General features: G+C 51.4%; 13 protein-coding genes. 12 read left to right on the forward strand and 1 reads right to left on the reverse strand.

What is annotated here, in order from left to right:
- Window positions 1–111: 111 nt before the first annotated feature.
- The 4 genes from TK45_RS10685 to TK45_RS10700 are packed head-to-tail and all read left to right on the forward strand — an operon-like array spanning window position 112 to window position 2,830.
- Window positions 112–1,737: a DEAD/DEAH box helicase gene (locus TK45_RS10685; RefSeq protein WP_131258644.1), complete on the forward strand. Its 1,626-nt coding sequence runs from the start codon at window positions 112–114 to the stop codon at window positions 1,735–1,737.
- Window positions 1,718–2,002 carry a hypothetical protein gene (locus TK45_RS10690; protein ID WP_131258645.1) on the forward strand — a complete coding sequence of 95 codons (285 nt, stop codon included), beginning with the start codon at window positions 1,718–1,720 and terminating at the stop codon, window positions 2,000–2,002. Before TK45_RS10685 ends, TK45_RS10690 begins: the two co-directional genes overlap by 20 nt.
- A complete protein-coding gene (locus TK45_RS10695; protein WP_131258646.1) occupies window positions 1,995–2,516 on the forward strand; it encodes a phage N-6-adenine-methyltransferase in 522 nt (173 codons plus the stop codon). The genes TK45_RS10690 and TK45_RS10695 overlap by 8 nt, the downstream gene beginning before the upstream one ends.
- Window positions 2,513–2,830: an AlpA family transcriptional regulator gene (locus TK45_RS10700; protein ID WP_131258647.1), complete on the forward strand. Its 318-nt coding sequence runs from the start codon at window positions 2,513–2,515 to the stop codon at window positions 2,828–2,830. The genes TK45_RS10695 and TK45_RS10700 overlap by 4 nt, the downstream gene beginning before the upstream one ends.
- Before the next feature lie 308 nt (window positions 2,831–3,138).
- Here the strand turns inward: TK45_RS10700 and TK45_RS10705 are convergent, their stop codons facing one another.
- Window positions 3,139–4,053 (reverse strand): AraC family transcriptional regulator, encoded by a 915-nt coding sequence (locus tag TK45_RS10705; RefSeq protein ID WP_131258648.1) that lies wholly within the window; start codon window positions 4,051–4,053, stop codon window positions 3,139–3,141.
- 179 nt (window positions 4,054–4,232) lie between these two features.
- On the opposite strand from TK45_RS10705, the gene TK45_RS10710 reads away from it, so the two are divergent.
- The 8 genes from TK45_RS10710 to TK45_RS10745 all read left to right on the forward strand — a co-directional run bounded on the left by TK45_RS10710 (window position 4,233) and on the right by TK45_RS10745 (window position 19,578).
- A complete protein-coding gene (locus TK45_RS10710; RefSeq protein ID WP_131258649.1) occupies window positions 4,233–5,753 on the forward strand; it encodes an aldehyde dehydrogenase family protein in 1,521 nt (506 codons plus the stop codon).
- Window positions 5,754–5,996: 243 nt separating this feature from the next.
- Window positions 5,997–7,700 carry a bifunctional diguanylate cyclase/phosphodiesterase gene (locus TK45_RS10715; protein WP_131258650.1) on the forward strand — a complete coding sequence of 568 codons (1,704 nt, stop codon included), beginning with the start codon at window positions 5,997–5,999 and terminating at the stop codon, window positions 7,698–7,700.
- Window positions 7,701–7,920: 220 nt separating this feature from the next.
- Entirely contained in the window at window positions 7,921–9,978 is a 2,058-nt protein-coding gene (gene malQ, locus TK45_RS10720; RefSeq protein WP_131258651.1) for a 4-alpha-glucanotransferase, read from the forward strand.
- Window positions 9,971–12,178, forward strand: coding sequence for a 1,4-alpha-glucan branching protein GlgB (gene glgB, locus TK45_RS10725; protein ID WP_131258652.1), 2,208 nt, complete (start codon window positions 9,971–9,973; stop codon window positions 12,176–12,178). Before malQ ends, glgB begins: the two co-directional genes overlap by 8 nt.
- A complete protein-coding gene (glgX, locus tag TK45_RS10730; RefSeq protein ID WP_131258653.1) occupies window positions 12,165–14,249 on the forward strand; it encodes a glycogen debranching protein GlgX in 2,085 nt (694 codons plus the stop codon). The genes glgB and glgX overlap by 14 nt, the downstream gene beginning before the upstream one ends.
- Window positions 14,242–16,689, forward strand: coding sequence for a glycogen/starch/alpha-glucan phosphorylase (locus TK45_RS10735; RefSeq protein WP_131258654.1), 2,448 nt, complete (start codon window positions 14,242–14,244; stop codon window positions 16,687–16,689). The genes glgX and TK45_RS10735 overlap by 8 nt, the downstream gene beginning before the upstream one ends.
- 40 nt (window positions 16,690–16,729) lie before the next feature.
- Window positions 16,730–17,998, forward strand: a complete 1,269-nt coding sequence (gene glgC, locus TK45_RS10740; protein ID WP_131258655.1) for a glucose-1-phosphate adenylyltransferase — start codon at window positions 16,730–16,732, stop codon at window positions 17,996–17,998.
- Complete coding sequence (locus TK45_RS10745; protein ID WP_131258656.1) at window positions 17,998–19,578, forward strand: glycogen synthase; 1,581 nt, start codon at window positions 17,998–18,000, stop codon at window positions 19,576–19,578. Before glgC ends, TK45_RS10745 begins: the two co-directional genes overlap by 1 nt.
- Window positions 19,579–19,591 lie beyond the last annotated feature (13 nt).

Genomic DNA, 19,591 nt, shown 5'->3' on the forward strand with positions numbered 1-19,591 from the left:
CCTGATTGTGCAAGACACGGTTTGGATCGCAATCCCGCTTGGTGCTGGTGGGTGCCTGGGCGCGTGGCACGCAATGAAAATGAATAAAGTTGTCCGGGGGGATCGCACGATATGAAGTTACGCGATTACCAAGATGAAGCGGTGACAGCAATCAATCATTACTTTATTGGTAAGCGCGGTGATAATCCGCTGGTGGTCGTGCCGACCGCTGGCGGCAAGTCGCTTATCATCGGTGAATACATAAAGCGTTGCGTGCAGAAATGGCCGGACACGCGCTTTATGATGATTACCCATCAAAAAGAACTGATTGAACAAAACTTTGAAAAGCTACTTGCGCTGCACAATGAGATCGACGCGGGTATTTATAGTGCAGGGATTGGCCGCAAAGAAACAGATAACCAAGTTTTGTTTGCCGGTATTCAGTCCGTTCATGCCAAGGCGAATGCAATTGGCCGCGTGGATGCCCTGCTTATAGATGAATGCCACCTTGTACCGAAACAAGGTACGGGCCGGTATCTGAAGTTTATCAACGATATGCGCCAAATTAACCCGCGTTTAAAAGTGATTGGCTTCAGTGCTACCCCCTACAGAATGCAAGGTGGGTTGCTGTGGGAAGGAAAAAATGCCTTGTTTGACGGTATAGCCTATGAAGTTCCTGTCAAAAAGTTATTGAATGACGGGTATATCACCCCCCTGGTTACGCCAACGGGCGGAATTAACACTCGCATTGATTTGACCGGTGTTGACGTAAGCAACTTTACCGGCGATTACAAACAATCACAAATGGCAGAACGGTTTAACCGGCCACACTTGGTAGTCGCTGCCTGTCGTGAACTGGTATCGCTCGGCCATGACCGGAAATCATGGATGATCTTCGCTGCCAGCGTTGACCATGGCATTGCGCTGACAAATGAATTGTGTGAACGCGGTATCGACGCGCGATTCGTGGACGGCACCACCCCTAAGCGGCAGCGTGAAGAACTGTTGGAATCATTTAAGGCCGGTCGCTTCCGTGCGATTGTGAATGTTGGTGTATTAACTACTGGTTTTGATGCGCCAAACGTTGATCTGATTGCGCTGTTGCGTGGCACCAAGTCCACAAGTTTGTATATACAAATGTGTGGTCGTGGCGTCAGGTTGTTTGACGGCAAACAAGATACCCTCGTATGTGATTTCGCAGATAACATTCTCACGCACGGGCCTTTCGATGCGCCCCGCGTGTTCAGTCAGCGTGAAAGCACAACGGTTGGTAAGACGCCGACCAAGCAATGTCCCGATTGCGACTTTGCCTGCGCAATTCAGTTATCCACTTGTCCCAATTGCCAATACATTTTCCCGCGTAAGGAACGCGAAGTCAGTCACCATGACCAAGCGGCCAAGGTGTCTATTATGTCGTCGGAAAACAGCACGCAAATTGCGGCTATCAGCCATATAGAAGCGTGTGTGTACCAGAAAAAGGGTAGCCCGCAGTGCATACGCATTGATTACATGAATAGCATTTTCAAAGTGGCAACTGAGTTTGTGGCACCTAACGGCCATGATTTCGCCAAGCGCAAAGCCATGCAGTTTTGGAATGCGCTAATTCCTGAACGCATCATGCCTACTGACATAGCGACCGCTGTTGAACTGTTGAATTTGTATGGCCGCTACAGGGTGCAATCAATCGAAATAACAACCAACACCAAATACCCGCAAATTGTCAGCAGGAGATTAAACAATGACGCTCGCAGTGCATGACCAAGCGATCAATAACATGATCGATATGCTGAAAGACCATGTAGCCAAAGAACAGCTAATGACCTATGTAGGGCTGTACTTTAAGTATGGCCCCGTGCTGAACGAAAAAGATATTTGTGATTTTTTCGGGCTGACCCCGCGTGTAATGAAATACCAAGTCAAACAAAACCAATTCCCGATCCGTGTCGTGCGTCGTGGGCATCAACTGTTTGCGCCTACCGCATCACTAATTGGATTTTTATACCAAGGAACAGACAATGACTGATTATTTAGGCAGTAACACAGCGCTTGAATTGCGCGATTCATACGGCACCCCGCAATGGTTATTTAACGCTGCAAATGATGAATTCTTTTTTGATTTAGACGCGGCAGCCAACGATGAAAACCACAAGGTAGATAAATACCTGACAAAAGAAGTGGACGCATTAAGCATAAGTTGGGTAAACGATATTGGTGCCAAGCGGATATGGATTAACCCGCCATATTCCGATATTGGCCCGTGGACTGAAAAAGCGCTAATTGAAAGTGAATTAGGTGCAACAATTGTTATGCTAATTCCGGCTACCCCTGACGTGCGCTGGTGGCCTAAACGGGTCAGTGAAATACGTTTTATTTCGCCTGGGCGAATCAACTTTATTGATCCTGCCACTGGCCTTGAAAAGAAAGGCAACACTAAACCGTCTGCTTTTTTAATCTGGCGTCCATATTTAAACGACCAAACATTCACCCGATATGTGCCAAAAACACAATTGCAGCGATTAGGTGGGTACAAAAAATGAGCGCAGAACAACAAGTTTATACAATTGATGATTTACGCAAATTGTTTGGGAAAAGTACGCACGGCATTGAAAACATGATCGCGCGTGGTGAATTACCCAAAACGTTAAAGCGTAGGGGATCGCGTTCACCGCGTCAGTGGCGAAAAGTAGATATTGATAAACTGCTCGGTTTGAATTCCCAGACGGCAGCAAACGACCCGTTTTTTAATGGTAGACCGTTTACCATTGAGCAGGAACGGGCGCTAAAAATGATTGTCAGGGAAGCGCTTTTGGCGGTATTATCCGACCCGCATTGGACGCACCAACAACAATAAAAAGTCTACAGAATGGTAGACATCTACCATTGGTCGGTCGTGAAGCCCCTTAGAATGCGGGCTTCGGGCCACCGTCAGCGGATTCAAAATCCGCCGGTGGCGACACCTTGCCGGTTCAAGTCCGGCCTCTGGTACCAAATCTTTTTTTCTTGGTCAGAAAAATGATTTTATAAACCTGCTTCGGCAGGTTTTATTGTTTCTGGGGCAATGGATTCTCTTTTTCAAGCCAGATCTGTAAATCAAGGCACACTCAATAACGTTGGGTGCCCATTTGATGTGAATCAATACAGGATGCTACTTCTTAAGGGTCAGTTTACCCGTAGCAAAAACTGACTGGGACAAGCGCCAAAGTGTAGGTGGAAACGGCGGGTAAAGTGGGCCAGATTAACGAATCCGGCATTCATGCAGGCTTGTGTCACCGACTGGCCGCTTTGTAATAGCGTGCGGGCGCGTTCCAGACGACGGCGCTGAATAAATTCCATCGGGCTGCAGCCGGCCAGATTAGCAAATTGCTGATACAACTTGCTGCGACTCATGCAGGCCAGTTTGCACAAGGTGTCGATGGCAATTGGGTTATGCAGATTATCCTCAATATGTGCCAGCACCGCGGTAAGTGGCGTCTGCTCGCGATTCTGCCGCGCCATGGTTTGTAACGCGTTTACGCCATAATGGCGCATCATGCGCAGTAATAATTCATTTAAACCAAAATTCAGCACAAGATCCCGATCATTGTCACCATGCACGAATGCCTCGACGATGCGCATCAGCAAGTTTTGCGTGGCCTGTGAGTGGCGGGTGTGTAAATAGTCACTGGGTGCGTGCTGCCATACATCCTGCTGGCCAAGCAGCGGAGCCTGTTGCTCCAGACGTTCGCTCATTTGAGTCAGTTGCCGCGGGCTGAACGCTAAAGTTAAACAGGTAGTCGGGGCTTGTTCGGTGGCCTCAGGAAAGTCGATCTCCACCACATCGCCCGGCGACATCACGAATGATTCATTGGGTAAAAACGCACTGTGGTAGTCACCTTTACCATGCAGGACTTTTTTGCCGGTCAGCATGCCGCAATATAACACCTGCTCGGCATCCAGACGCACACGCTGGGCCTGCTCGTAGGTATCATAAATCGCCAGATCCACATTATGCGACTCGTACAGGGTACGGTTTTCCACCAACTGACGAACCGGACGTCCGGCGGTGCTGATCAGCGCAAGGTGTGACATTGCCATGCTGAGTTTCCAACTTGAATTTTGGCCAGTTTATGAGCATTCGCCTGCGCTGGCAAATTGTGAAGAAAATGTAAATTGTGGACGCTCAGCAAACAACTTAAGACGCACAGCAAAGCGCACTCAACGGTGCTGACGTAGTCTGCTCCCCGACAACGCGAAAATTAATCAGGAGAAAAACAATGATTTACGCAAATCCGGGTGAAGCAAATGCCAAAGTGTCGTTTAAATCCCAATATCAGAACTACATCGGTGGCAAATGGGTTGCACCGGTCAATGGCCGCTATATGGACAATGTCAGTCCGGTTAACGGCAAGGTGTTTTGTCAGGTGCCACGCTCTGATGCGGCGGATATCGATCTGGCGTTAGATGCGGCTCATGCCGCGGCGGCGGACTGGGGCAATACCTCGGTGCAGGAGCGCAGTAATATTTTGCTGCGTATCGCCGATCGCATCGAACAGAATCTGGAAATGCTGGCGGTGGCAGAAACCTGGGACAACGGTAAAGCCGTGCGTGAGACACTGGCGGCGGATATCCCGTTAAGTGCCGACCATTTCCGCTATTTTGCCGGGTGCATCCGCGCTCAGGAAGGCAGTATGGCGGAAATCGATGCCACTACGGTGGCCTATCATATCCACGAGCCGCTTGGCGTGGTGGGGCAGATCATTCCATGGAATTTCCCTATTTTGATGGCGGCGTGGAAGCTGGGCCCGGCCTTAGCGGCAGGGAATTGCGTGGTGCTTAAGCCAGCTGAGCAAACCCCTGCATCCATATTGGTGTTGATGGAACTGATTGGCGATTTACTGCCGGCAGGGGTGGTGAATATTGTCAACGGTGTCGGCGAAGAAGCCGGTCAGGCACTAGCCACCAGTAAACGTATTGCCAAAATTGCTTTTACCGGCTCAACCCCGGTTGGTCAGCATATTCTGCGCTGCGCAGCGGATTCATTGATCCCCAGCACAGTGGAGTTGGGCGGCAAGTCGCCAAACGTTTACTTTGCTGACGTGATGCAGCATGAAGATGATTACCTGAGTAAATGTGTGGAAGGATTGGTGCTGGCGTTTTTCAATCAGGGTGAAGTCTGTACCTGTCCGTCCCGCGCGCTGATCCAGGAGTCGATTTATGACGACTTTATTAAGCTGGTGGTTGAGCGGGCAAAGACTATCGTTCGTGGCAATCCGCTGGATACCGATACCCAGGTTGGCGCGCAGGCTTCGCTGGAGCAATATGAGCGGATTATGGGCTACCTGGATTTAGGCAAAAAAGAAGGCGTAGAAATGCTGATTGGCGGCGATGCCTGCCAGTTAAGCGGTGACTTACAGCAGGGCTATTACATTCAACCCACACTGATGCGCGGCAGCAATAATATGCGGGTGTTTCAGGAGGAAATCTTTGGCCCGGTTGTCGGCGTTACCACTTTCAAGGATGAGGCTGAAGCGCTGGCGATTGCCAACGACACCGAATTTGGCCTGGGGGCTGGTGTATGGACGCGGGATATGAACTTAGCTTATCGCATGGGCCGCAGCATTAATGCGGGCCGGGTGTGGACTAACTGTTACCATGCCTATCCGGCTCACGCAGCATTTGGTGGCTATAAGAAGTCAGGCATTGGCCGCGAGACTCACAAACTGGCGCTCGGCCACTATCAGCAAACTAAAAACTTGCTGGTCAGTTACAGCACCAGTCCACTGGGATTCTTCTAATCTTCTGAGCCCCGGTTGCCTGACCGGGGCTGTTCCCCGCGGATAATCCGCTTGCAAGCTGATGTGATTGTGATAAAAAGGATATCTGTTTGGTGTTAATGCACTGATTTAACAAGAAAATCAGCACGAATTGGCACCGGTTAAAGGCAATAATAATAAATAGAATGTCGCCTATGTTGTTGAGCAAGATGTGTTCTCATCGGCTGTGCAGTGTATCGTTGTTAAACAACGGGCAGGTGCACTATGTCTGATTCTGCAGTAATTCAAATTCTGTCCGCACAGGCAGCGGTCATTACCGTCATGCGGGATGCCTGTCTGTCGTTTGGTCACTGTGTTACCGATACTCAGTTGTGCCGTGATGCCGCACTATTTGTGGTGGATGACGCCTGCGTGGTTGACGGTCAAAAAGCACTGAACTGGTTACAGTCAAACACTCAGTATCAGGGGCAACCGATCCTGTGGCTCAATAATGAAGATCCCATTGCACCATGGCCGGAGTCATTGGTGGGGGAAAACGCCGATTTTATTTGTGGGCATGTTGAGCCGTTGGATGTGTCCCGTCGCCTACGCCATTTGCTTACCCAGAGTAAATCCCGCCAACTGGCCGAACGGGATCCGTTAACCGGTTTATTGTCGCGCCAACATTACGCGCAACAAATTCAAAATAGTTTACGCCGTCGCCCGCGCAACCCTGATGGTGGCGCCGTGTTGATGATTGATCTGGATAATTTCAACCGGGTTAACAGTCACTTCAGCTATGACGATGGCGACCGGGTGTTACAGCTAATAAGTAATCGCCTGGCCAGTGGCTTGCGTGCCTCTGATGTGCTGTTAAAAGGCTGTAGCGCCGTCAGTCAGGATCGGCATCTGGCAAGGGTTGGCGGCGATGAATTCACCCTGTTCCTGGATGGTATTGAAGATCAGGCCGATGCTATTCGTGTGGCACAACGCTGTATGGAGCTAATTGCCGCACCACTGGAGATTCAGGGCCAGCAAATCGTGTTGCAGGCCAGCGTCGGTATCGCCTGTTATCCGCTGCATGGAGATAATGTTAACAGTCTGCTGCGTAATGCCGAGCGAGCCATGTATGTGGCGAAGAAAAGCGGCGGCAATGTGTACACCTTGCACGACAGCGCACTGCATCCCCATGAGCAGGATCATTTTAGTCTCGAACAGGCGCTGCGCAGTGCCCTCAGTGATGATCAGTTATATCTATTGTTCCAGCCACAGCTGGACACGCAAACAGGCAAGGTAATCAGCCTGGAGGCACTGTGCCGCTGGCAACATCCTGAGTTAGGGCAGATTTCCCCCGCGCGTTTTATTCCGCTGGCAGAACAAAGCGGCCTGATCGTTCCGATTGGCGAATGGGTATTACGCTCCGCTTGTCGCCAGGCGGCCGACTGGCTCGAGACTGGCCTGGATTTCAAACGGGTGGCGGTTAATGTGTCGGCTTATCAGTTTAACCGCGCTGACTTTGTGCAGAGTGTCCGCGATGTGCTGTTACACACCGGCCTGCCGGCCCGCTGTCTGGAGCTGGAGTTGACCGAGTCGATCATCATGAGCGATGTAGAAGAAAACATCAGCAAACTTGAGCAATTGCGGGTGCTGGGCGTGCATTTAGCGGTGGATGATTTTGGTACCGGTTATTCCTCACTAAGTTATTTGAAACGTCTGCCTATCAATACCCTGAAAATTGACCGTACCTTTGTTACCAATATCGGCAAGGATTACGTGGATAGCGCCATCGTCAGTGCGATTTTAGCGCTGGCACGTCAGTTGGGCCTGCAAGTGATTGCCGAAGGGGTAGAGAATGTGCAGCAACTGAACTTCTTTAAAAAGCATCAGTGTGCCATGGTACAAGGGTACTATTTTAGCCAGGCGGTGGATCCTGTGGCGATTGAAGCCATGTTAAGGGATGACCAGCCGTTGTTGGCTGCACAGCCCTGAGTCACTGCACCAAAATAGTGAAATACATCAATCGAAAGGGCGCGCCAGCGCCCTTTTTTATTGCTCCGCCCAAATTCAACAGAAATAACTAAGCATCTGTTTTAAATAACAAAATCGTATTAAAGAACGGGTTAAAAAATGTGTCATGATGCTGTTACATTAGGCTGGCACGCTCTCTGCTGCTAGTGTTAATCACCGGGATCACCACAGGAGTACCATCTTGTCATTGGATAAACTGCTGTATTTACAGGGCGTGGGTGCAGAGTTTATCGACTGCGATGGGCAACATGTGCACATCAGCTGGCAAGACCGCCTGGGTATATTGCAGAGCATGTGCCGTGATCGGGTGAATACCCCACAACAAGTTCTCGAAGATCCCTTTGTTAGCCGCCGAATTGAAGAATTGGACGCCAGACAATGGACTTTGCCCATATCGGGTTTTATCCATGGCGTCACCGACAATTGCGGTATTTCCGTGTATTTTCCTGCCGGTATTGCCTACCAATTTGAGCTGCAGTTCATCTCAGAACAGCAAACTATCACTGGCCTTGCGGCCAGCACGGTTGAGTTGTCGGTCACCGGGGATTACCGTATTGCTGACCGAGGCTATTTGCGTTATTGGCTGCCACTACAAGCTCTGCAACTGGTAAGTGGTTATTACCAACTGAGCCTGCAATGTGAACTGGGTGAATTTACCGCGACCCTGCTGGTGTCTGAAGGTCGCGCCTATTTACCCGCCAATGCGCAGCAAAAGCATTGGGGCGTGTCTATGCAGCTGTATGCGCTGCGCTCCTCAGGTAAATGGCAGATCGGTGATTTTATTGATTTGTATGAATACACCCAATGGCTGGCCAGCAAAGGCGCCGGGTTTATTTTGCTCAACCCGTTACACGCATTGAGTATTGATAAACCGGATTATCCAAGCCCTTATAGTCCCAGTGACCGTCGCTATATTAATCCCCTGTACATTCGCCCGGAGTCCATCGAGGAGGCAAAAGATATCCCTGAGCTAAGCGCTTTATCCGCGCAATTAAGTGATGGCAACTGGCTGGATTATCCGGCGATATTTAGCGCAAAGTACCAGGCACTGCGCTTGATTTACCAGCAGTTTCTGGAACAGGCCAGTGAACAACGGAATATGCAATGGCAGGCTTATTTACAACGTGAAGGGGCAGCACTGGAGGCATTTTGTGCCTATGAATTGCAGCATGCCCCGGATTATTTGCAGGATGCCGGGAGCGGATTTTTTGCGTGGTGTCAGTTTGTTGCCGATGAGCAACTGGCCGCTTGTCAGGCGTTGGCCAAGGGACAGGGCATGCCGATTGGCTTGGTGCGTGATTTAGCCGTCGGGGCGATTCCCGGCAGCAGTGAAGTCAGTCGTAATCCTGCCGCCTTTTTGCATCATTGCAGCGTGGGGGCGCCACCGGATCCCTTTGCGCCGCAGGGGCAGGATTGGGGACTGGTACCACCGGATCCTATTGCCATGCGCCAGCAAGGTTTTAAAGGTTTTATCGGGTTGGTCAGGGCTAACTTACGTCACTGTGGGGCATTACGTATTGATCATGTCATGGCGCTGCTACGCTTGTGGTGCAGCCCGTTGGATAAGGCGTTTGGGCAGGGCGCTTACATTTATTATCCACTGGATACGCTATTAGCCATTTTGACTCACGAAAGTCAGCGCGCTAAAGCGATGGTGATAGGGGAAGACCTTGGCGTCGTCCCACCGGAAATGCCGACACGTTTGGCCGATGCTCAGATCCTCTCCAACCAGTTATTCTATTTTAATCGTGATGCCCATGGCTTTTTTGCCCCGGAAGCCCAGAAGGTTTTCAGTCAGTTTATGCTGGCCAATCATGATGTACCCACCTGGTCTGCGTGGTGGCAGGAAGCGGATTTAGATATTCGTGAAAAGTTGACCCTTGATCCGCCCGCACAGCAGCAAAAGGCACGCAGCGAGAGACGGCAACATAAGCAGCAATTGCTGGATTGGCTGGCTTACCACGGCAATATAGCGTTAAGTATGCAGGCAGATAGTCGCGAGGTACTGTTGGCGGTAACACGCGTATCGGCGGGAGGTACTGCAACCCTGCTCAGTTTGGCTCTAAGTGATCTCAGTGGACAGATTGAGCCGGTTAATATCCCCGGTACCTGGAAAGAATATCCGAACTGGCGGCGGCGGGATGATTGCTCGCTGGCCCAATTACAACAGCATCCATTCGCAAATGACATGCTGGAAACGTTGCAACAAGCGCGCACAGGGAGACCGTCAAATGAATGAGATGGCTGAATTTAGCCCGGTACAACTGGCGACGATTCCGGTTGGCGAGTATGCCGATTTGTTCTCGGTGTTGGGCATGCATGAAGTAAACGGCAAATTGGTAGTGCGCTGTTATTTACCCGGTGCACTGGCAGTACGCGTGTGTGTACGGAATGACGAGACGGTTCTGGTCAATTTGCAGGACTATGGCAACGGCCTGTTTGCTGCAGTTGTGCCGAGACGACGTAAACGATTCCACTATGTACTGCAGGTCGATTATCCACAGTTAAGCACCACGCTTTACGATCCCTACCAGTACGGTAGCCTGCTAAGCGGCGAAGATATTTATTTGTTTGCAGAAGGCAAGCAGGAACAGGCCTATCGGTTTTTGGGCGCAAACTGGCGTGAAGTAGATGGTGTCGAAGGGGTTTGGTTTGGTGTGTGGGCACCCAATGCCCGTCAGGTATCCCTGCTGGGGGATTTTAATCACTGGAATGGTTCGGTGCATGGATTACGTTTTCATCCGGGGGCAGGGATCTGGGAAATATTTATTCCCGGCGTCGCGCCCGGCGCCCACTACAAATTCCGCATTGTGGGTCAGGATGGCGTGGTGCGCCTCAAAGCCGATCCTTATGCTAAGGCCATGCAACCGGCACCGGATAATGCGTCCCTTGTGCCATCGCCACAGCAATTCGATTGGCAAGACGCCAATTGGCTGGCACAACGCCGCACAACGCCCTGGCACGTCAGTGCGATGTCAATTTATGAAGTGCATCTGCCATCCTGGCGGCGCGGCGACAGTAACCGCTATCTAAATTACGCAGAATTGGCCGATACGCTGATCCCTTATGCATTGGAGATGGGCTTCACCCATTTACAATTTATGCCTATCAGTGAGTACCCCTTCGACGGCTCTTGGGGCTATCAACCGGTAGGTTTGTATGCACCTACTTACCGGCTAGGTGAAGCTAATCAGCTCAAATACTTTATTAATGCCTGCCATCAGGCCGGACTAGGGGTGTTACTGGACTGGGTTCCCGCACACTTTCCTACCGACGAACATGGGCTGGTGCGCTTCGATGGCAGTTGCCTGTATGAGCATGAAGATCCGAGGCTGGGTTATCACCCTGACTGGAATACACTCATCTACAACTATGGGCGTCCTGAAGTATTAAGTTTTCTGTTCAGCAATGCCCGCTACTGGTTGGAAGAATTTCATTTCGACGGATTACGCATCGACGCGGTGTCATCCATGTTATATCTGGACTACAGTCGCGAACCCGGACAGTGGCTGCCCAATGAGTTTGGGGGCCGCGAGAACTTACTGGCGATTCACTTCCTGCGTGAACTGAACGCGCGCTTGTATTGTTCGGTACCGGGCATCTGCATGATTGCCGAAGAATCCACCGCCTGGCCGGGTGTGACGCGCCCAACCAATGAAAACGGACTGGGTTTTGGCTTTAAATGGAATATGGGCTGGATGAATGACAGCCTTAATTACCTGCAAAAAGATCCTATCTATCGCAAGTTTCATCACCACCAGATTACCTTCAGTCTGATGTACTGTTTCAGCGAGCAATTTATTTTGTCGCTCAGTCACGATGAGGTGGTGCATGGTAAAGGCTCGCTGATCAATAAGATTCCCGGTGATCGCTGGCAAAAAATGGCGACATTACGTGCCTTCTATGGGCTGATGTGGGGGCATCCGGGTAAGAAGCTGTTGTTTATGGGCAATGAATTTGCCCAATGGCGCGAGTGGAACCATGACCAAAGCCTCGACTGGCATCTGACCGGTGAGGACGATCATACCGGCATGCAACGCTGGATTGCTGATTTAAACCGATTGTATCGCCAGCATCCGGCCCTGACCGAGCGGGATGACAGCCCGGGCAGTTTCGGCTGGCTGGATTGTGACAATGCCGAACAGAGCATTTTCGTGTTTATCCGTTACGCCCAGGAGTATCAGCAGCATCTTATTTTCGTGGTGAATATGACTCCGCAAACTCACCATGGCTACCGGGTTGGTGTGCCGCTAAATGGCGCGTATCGTGAAGTGCTCAATAGTGACAGTCATTTTTATGGTGGCAGCAATCAGGGCGTCGGGACGGCACTGGAGAGCGAGCCTCATCATTGGCAGGGCATGGCTAACAGCGTGGTGATGGTCGTACCGCCGTTGGGTTGTGTGGTACTGGCACCGGAGTGTGAGCATGCAAGTCGCTGATGGCAAGCCCTACCCACTTGGCGCGACGCTGCAACCCGGCGGCGTCAATTTCGCGCTGTTTTCTGCCCATGCTCAGCAGGTGTGGCTGGTGCTGTTCGATGAGCAGGACTACCAAATTTCCCGCATCGCCCTGCCGCAGCGAACCCGACAGATCTGGCATGGGCTGGTGGAAGGCATCGGGGTAGGGCAACGCTATGGCTTTGAGGTGGAAGGACCTTATCAGCCGCAACTGGGACACAGATTCAACCCGGCCAAATTGCTGCTCGACCCTTATGCACGACAATTAACCGGTGCTCCGGATTACCATCCTGCGTTGTTTGGTTATCCCCGCGAGCAGGGCGATGACCGCCTGCTGTGTGACATGCCAAGTGCCTCCCATATGCCCAAATGCGTGGTGTGCGCACCCCTTGATCGACGCGAACCTCGCCCACCCAGACCGACAACCAGCTTACGGGAGTTGGTGATCTATGAGTGCCATGTGAAAGGCATGACCGCTAACCGGGAAGATATTCCGCCTCATCAGCGCGGTACCTTTGCCGGGTTAGCCAGCCGTCCGGTGCTGGATTATTTGTGCGATCTTGGCGTTAACTGCGTTGAGTTGTTGCCGGTACAGGCGTTTTTTACCGAGGCCTTTTTGCACGACAAGGGGCTGACGAACTATTGGGGTTACAACAGCATCGGTTATTTTGCGCCGCACAATGCGTACTTGAGCGACGGCGATATCCGTGAATTTCGCCATATGGTCGATGCGTTTCATGCCCGCGGCATCAAAGTGATACTGGATGTGGTGTATAACCACAGTGCTGAAGGGGACCATCTGGGGCCAACTTACAGTTTCCGTGGCATCGACAACGCCAGCTATTACCGACTGCATCCCAATGATGGGCGCTTTTATATCAATGACACCGGATGTGGTAACACCCTGAATCTGTCTCATCCACGGGTACTGCAGATGGTGATGGACTCGCTGCGCTACTGGTATCAGGAAATGGGCGTGGATGGTTTCCGTTTCGATTTGGCGGTGTGTCTGGGGCGAGAGTCGGCAGGTTATGATCCGCGCAGTGGATTATTCGACGCCATCTTGCAGGACCCTAACCTGCAGGATGCGATTTTGATCGCCGAGCCATGGGACATAGGCCCGGGCGGTTACCAGCTGGGTAATTTTCCGGTCAATTTTTCTGAATGGAATGACAGGTACCGGGATGTGATCCGGCGTTTTTGGCGCGGAGACAGTGCGATGCTGGCCGAGTTTGCGCGACGCTTTCACGGCTCTGGTGACATTTTCGAACACGCGGGCCGGCCGCCGGCCTCCAGTATTAATTATGTGTGCAGCCATGACGGATTTACCCTGTGGGATTTGGTCAGTTATGAAACGCGCCACAACGAGGCCAATGGCGAGCATAATCAGGATGGCCATAGTGAAAACATCAGTGCCAATTATGGGGTAGAGGGGGTCACCGATGATCCGGCAATCCTCGCTGTGCGGCGGCGACAAGTGCGCAATATGTTGACGACCTTATTGTTCTCCCAAGGGGTGCCCATGCTGCTGGCCGGTGATGAACGGCTCAATTCTCAGCAGGGTAACAACAATGCCTACTGTCAGGATAATCCGCTTGGATGGCTAAACTGGCAGGAAAGCGGCGATGAAGAATTGTATGGCTTTGTACAACGCCTGATCGCAATACGTAAATCGTTTCCGTTGCTGTGTCACTCCCGCTATATCCACACGCCACAAAACCCCAATGACCCAGGTTTGTTCTGGTTTAACGTGCAAGGCCAGCCGATGACTAAGTCGGATTGGGGCGCGGCAAATTCTGCCACGCTGAGTTTACTGTTGAGCGGCGATCTGCGTAACAACGGCCAACGTGGTGCGCTATTGTTAATGCTTAATGCCGATAGCCGGGAAAGGAATTTCCAGTTACCACAATTATCCGGGGTAACCCAATGGCAGACGCTGTTGAGTACCCAACCTGCACCGCTGGCCCAAGTCAGCGCAGGCAGACATATTACCTTAATCGATCGCAGCCTGTGGTTAATGACTGCTAATTTTTCCGGAGAGAGTCATGAGTAGCGAAAGTGCGCCAATTCGCCAGGGCAATTGTGAACCCTGTGAGTCGTTAGCCGCCAATTTTGAGCGCCATATTCGTAACTGGCTGAGTCGTGATGAGAAAGTGCCGGGCGATTTGTATTATGCGTTGGCTTTGAGCGTGAAAGAGCAGCTGTTTGAGCACTGGCGTAGCACCCGGCGCCAGGATCTGAGTTATCAGAAGAAACAGGTGGCCTATTTGTCACTGGAGTTTCTGATGGGTAGAGCGTTGGGCAATATGTTGCTGTGTCTGGATCTGACCGATGAATGTCGCCAATCACTTAATCAATTGGCTATCGATCTGGAAGAGATTCAGGAGCAGGAACATGACGCAGGCCTGGGTAATGGTGGCTTGGGTCGCCTGGCTGCGTGTTTTATGGACAGTTGCGCGACTATGGATATTGCCGCGACAGGCTATGGGATCCGCTATGAGTACGGCATGTTTATGCAACGCATCGCGGATGGTTATCAGCAGGAAATGCCGGATAAATGGTTGCGCATGGGCAATCCGTGGGAGGTACGGGTTAACAGCCATAATGTGAATGTACCGTTTTATGGTCGTACCGAAACCTATCTGGATAAAAAAGGCCGGCGACATATTGCCTGGGTAGATACTCAGGATGTGCTCGCGGTGGCTTACGATATGCCGATACCCGGCTACCGGAATCAGCGGGTTAACACCCTGCGTTTGTGGAAAGCCGAAGCCACCGATGATTTCGATTTAAGCGAATTTAACCAGGGCGACTATGCCGAGGCGGTGGCGCGTAAAAATCTGGCAGAGCAGATCACCATGGTGCTGTACCCCAACGACGCCAGTGAAAACGGCAAAGAGTTGCGTCTGCGTCAGCAGTACTTTCTGTCATCTGCCAGCTTACAGGACCTGTTAAAAAACTGGGTTAATGCATTCGGGGAAGATTTCAGCCGTTTCGCCGAATATAACGTGATGCAGCTAAACGATACCCACCCGAGCATTGCCGTGCCTGAACTGATGCGCTTGCTGGTGGATGTGCATGGGCTGGAGTGGGATGAGGCATGGGACATTACTACGTCCTGTATGGCCTACACCAATCACACCCTGTTACCTGAGGCACTGGAGCGTTGGCCGGTGCGGATGTTAGGTAATATTTTGCCGAGAATTCTCGAAATCATTTATGAGATCAATGCGCGCTATCTGGATAAGGTGGCGCAGTTGTGGCCGGGTGATCATCACAAGTTACGTACTCTGTCGATTATTGAGGAAGGCCATGAACAGTATGTACGTATGGCTTATCTGGCGATTGTCGGCAGTTTTAGTGTGAATGGCGTGGCAGGATTACACACCGAACTCCTCAAACAGGGGCTGTTCAAGGACTTTTATCAACTGTGGCCGGAGAAGTTTAATAACCGTACCAATGGTGTAACGCCCCGCCGTTGGCTGGCCATGTGTAATCCGGGATTGAGTGAGTTGATCACGCAGAAAATCGGCGACCAGTGGGTGACGGATTTGCCACAGCTTAGCCAGCTGCGTCAGTTCGCCGATGATGTGGCATTTGTAAAGCAATGGGCGGCGATCAAGCGTCAGAATAAGGCGCGGCTTGCGCGTCTGATTAAGCGTGAAACCGGTGTGGAATTCGATAACAGTATGTTATTCGATGTGCAGGTAAAGCGGATTCACGAATATAAACGCCAGTTGCTGAATATCCTGCATGTGATTCATCTGTATGACCGCATCTGCCGTGGCGATACGGACGGCATGGTACCGCGCTGTGTATTGATTGGCGGCAAGGCTGCGCCGGGGTACGCCATGGCAAAGCAAATTATTAAGCTGGCCAACAATGTCGCGCACATGGTCAATAGTGATAAAAATATGGCGCCTTGGTTACGTATGGTGTTTTTACCCAACTATAACGTCAGTGCTATGGAAAAGATTGCGCCGGGTACCGACTTGTCCGAGCAGATATCTACCGCTGGTAAAGAGGCCTCGGGTACTGGCAATATGAAGTTTATGATGAACGGGGCGTTGACCATTGGCACACTGGATGGTGCCAATATTGAAATGCTCGAAGAAGTGGGTGAAGAGAACTTCTTCCTGTTTGGGTTAACCGCAGCCGAAGTGGCTGAGCAGCGCAAAGATTACCGTCCCAACGAGATAATAAATAATTCGGCGGCGTTATCAGGCGTAATGCAATTGCTGGAAAGTGGCCATTTTAATTTGCTCGAGCCGGGCATTTTTGACCACATCATCGGAGCCATTCGTGATCCATACGATCAATGGATGACTGCCGCGGATTTTGATGCCTATTGCTCTGCACAGCAGGCGGTGGCTGCGGCATATCAGCAACCCGCCCACTGGTATCGGATGAGTATTCTGAATACCGCTGCCAGTGGTCGTTTTTCCAGCGATGTCACTATTGCCGGATACCGTGATGAGATTTGGCGTGCCTAGCGCGCCACCAAGTTAAGTCAGTAACCAGGGATCGAACTCTATGTCTGCACAATCGCCACGTTATATCAGTAACTTAACCCGTGATACCTATGCGCTAATCCTGGCCGGAGGGCGGGGATCGCGTTTGCATGAATTAACCGATTGGCGGGCTAAACCCGCGCTGTATTTCGGTGGCAAGTTTCGCATCATCGATTTTCCGCTGTCTAATTGCGTAAACAGTGGTATTCGCCGGATTGGGGTGGTGACCCAATACAAGTCTCACTCATTGATTCGCCATATCATGCGGGGCTGGGGACATTTCAAAAAGGAACTGGGCGAGTCCGTGGAGATATTGCCCGCCTCACAACGTTATTCGGACAACTGGTATCAGGGCACGGCTGATGCGGTGTTTCAGAATATCGATATTATCCGCCATGAAATCCCTAAATTTGTCATGGTGTTATCCGGTGACCATGTTTACCGCATGGATTATGGCCATATGCTGGCTGCCCATGAGCAATCCGGTGCGGATATGACGGTGTCCTGTTTAGAAGTACCGCTAGCAGAGGCCGCTGGCGCATTTGGTGTAATGGAAGTTGACGAGAACAATAAGGTGATTGGTTTTGAAGAAAAACCAGCCAATCCCAAGCCGCTCCCGAATAATCCGGGCATGTGCCTGGCGTCCATGGGGAACTATGTGTTCAACACTGAGTTTCTGTTTGACCAGTTGAAAAAAGATGCGGCAAAAGCCGGTTCGGAGCGGGATTTCGGCAAGGACATTATTCCGTCGATTATCAAAACGCACGAAGTCTACGCTTATCCGTTCAGAAGCACGCTGGCTAACGAACAAGCCTACTGGCGCGATGTGGGCACGCTGGATTCTTTCTGGCTGGCAAATATGGAACTGCTGGCGCCATTACCAGCGTTAAATATGTATGATCAACGCTGGCCAATCTGGACCTATCAGGCGCAACTACCGCCGGCCAAGTTTGTGTTTAACGATGATGGCCGTCGCGGTATGGCGACCGACTCCATGGTGTCGGGTGGCTGTATTATTTCAGGCTCGCGGGTCAACCACAGTGTGTTGTTTAATAACGTTGAAGTCTGTTCCTACAGCGATGTGGAAGACTCAGTGATTTTGCCGGACGTAACAGTACTTAGGCACTGCAAAATTAAAAAGGCCATCTTGGATCGCGGCTGCGTGATCCCGGAAGGCACCACCATCGGTTATGACCACGATCACGATCGTGCACGCGGCTTCCGGGTAACCGATAAAGGCGTGGTATTGGTCACCCGTGAAATGCTTGGTCTGCCAGTAGGATACGATTAATGACGAAAAGGGTACTGATGCTGGCCGCTGAAAACGGCGCACTGAAAGGTGCAAAGGTCGGCGGCATGGCAGATGTTATCAGGGATTTACCCGGTGCATTATTGACTCAGAATGTTTGTGCGGACGTGGCGATGCCAGGCTATGGGCATCTGGTGGCGCAGACTCATGCAAAATTGCTGGCAACGCTGTCCGTACCCTTTGCTGGTGGCGTGACCGAAGTCAGTTTGTTCCGGGCACCGCACCCTGCCCATAGTGAGTGTTGGCTCTATTTGTTCGAACATCCAAGCTGGGATGATCCAGAGCAGAAAATCTATACCGACGGTGGGGATCAGCCTTTCGCCGCCGATGCCTCACGTTTTGCACTGTTTTGCGCCGCAAGCGCAGAAGCATTACTGCAGCAGGTCATTCCGTTACCGGATGTGTTGCATTTACACGACTGGCATACCGGCTTTTTTGCCATGCTACGCAGCTGTCAGCGCCGTTACGCGCCGCTACAACTCATCCCGGCGGTATACAGCATCCATAACCTAGCCTTGCAGGGCATTCGCCCCATCAGTGGTGATAGCTCTTCACTGGCTGGCTGGTATCCGGATTTACTCAATGAATTAAGTAGTGAGCAATATCAGCAAATTTGCGACCCGCGCTATCCCAATTGTGTAAACCCCATGCGTGCCGGCATTGTACTGAGTGATCGGGTGCATCTGGTGTCACCGACCTATGCCAAAGAGGTACTGCTGGCCTCACGTCCGGAGCAAGGCTTTTTTGGTGGCGAGGGGCTGGAGGCTGATCTGCAGGCAAAGGCACGTAAACGCAGTCTGTTTGGTATTTTGAATGGTTGTGAATACCCGGGTAAAGATGCGCCGTTGGACGCCTGCTTCGCCGCATTTTTACGATTAGCGGATAGCGTGCTGATCGGCTGGCAGGGCAATAAAGTGCATACGCCATCGCAAGATTTTATCGCCAGCCGGCGCATCAGTGCCATGCAGCAGCAAAGCCTGCAACCTGACTTTTTATTGACCTCGGTGGGGCGTCTGACTGATCAGAAAATGTTATTACTGCGTCAACCCATGCCACAAGGTGGCTTGTTGATCGATGCTGTGCTGAGCAGATTAGCCACGCACTCTGCTTCGGCGCGGTTGATGTTGCTGGGCAGCGGTGATCCGCATCTGGCTGAGGTATTTCGCAAGGTGGCGGCCAGACATGAGAATCTATTGTTCTTAAATGGATATGACGAAGAGCTTTCCGCCTGGTTGTATCAGCATGGGCAATTATTCCTGATGCCCAGCTCATTTGAACCCTGCGGCATCAGTCAGATGCTGGCGATGCGTGCCGGTCAGCCCTGCCTGGTGCATGGCGTGGGTGGCTTACAAGACACGGTTGAACACGCTAAGTCTGGCTTTGTGTTTGGCGGCGACGATCTCGCAGAGCAAGCGGCCGACTTGCTGGTTAAACTGGACGAGGCGTTACGTCTGTATGGCACATCAGGCTGGCAGAAAATTGCCAAAGCGGCCAGGGCCAAGCGATTTTCATGGGCCAAAAGTGCTGCACAATATACTAAAAAGCTATATAAATTCAGCTAGTTATCGGGAGTCA

Source organism: Bowmanella sp. JS7-9 (genome assembly GCF_004329715.1).
GTDB lineage: Bacteria > Pseudomonadota > Gammaproteobacteria > Enterobacterales > Alteromonadaceae > Pseudobowmanella > Pseudobowmanella zhangzhouensis.

Excerpts from the sequence above, each read along its gene's own strand:
- TK45_RS10685 (WP_131258644.1), top strand. The coding sequence starts at position 112 with ATGAAGTTACGCGATTACCAAGATGAAGCGGTGACAGCAATCAATCAT.
- TK45_RS10690 (WP_131258645.1), top strand. The coding sequence starts at position 1,718 with ATGACGCTCGCAGTGCATGACCAAGCGATCAATAACATGATCGATATG.
- TK45_RS10695 (WP_131258646.1), top strand. The coding sequence starts at position 1,995 with ATGACTGATTATTTAGGCAGTAACACAGCGCTTGAATTGCGCGATTCA.
- TK45_RS10700 (WP_131258647.1), top strand. The coding sequence starts at position 2,513 with ATGAGCGCAGAACAACAAGTTTATACAATTGATGATTTACGCAAATTG.
- TK45_RS10705 (WP_131258648.1), bottom strand. The coding sequence starts at position 4,053 with ATGGCAATGTCACACCTTGCGCTGATCAGCACCGCCGGACGTCCGGTT.
- TK45_RS10710 (WP_131258649.1), top strand. The coding sequence starts at position 4,233 with ATGATTTACGCAAATCCGGGTGAAGCAAATGCCAAAGTGTCGTTTAAA.
- TK45_RS10715 (WP_131258650.1), top strand. The coding sequence starts at position 5,997 with ATGTCTGATTCTGCAGTAATTCAAATTCTGTCCGCACAGGCAGCGGTC.
- glgB (WP_131258652.1), top strand. The coding sequence starts at position 9,971 with ATGAATGAGATGGCTGAATTTAGCCCGGTACAACTGGCGACGATTCCG.
- glgX (WP_131258653.1), top strand. The coding sequence starts at position 12,165 with ATGCAAGTCGCTGATGGCAAGCCCTACCCACTTGGCGCGACGCTGCAA.
- TK45_RS10735 (WP_131258654.1), top strand. The coding sequence starts at position 14,242 with ATGAGTAGCGAAAGTGCGCCAATTCGCCAGGGCAATTGTGAACCCTGT.
- glgC (WP_131258655.1), top strand. The coding sequence starts at position 16,730 with ATGTCTGCACAATCGCCACGTTATATCAGTAACTTAACCCGTGATACC.
- TK45_RS10745 (WP_131258656.1), top strand. The coding sequence starts at position 17,998 with ATGACGAAAAGGGTACTGATGCTGGCCGCTGAAAACGGCGCACTGAAA.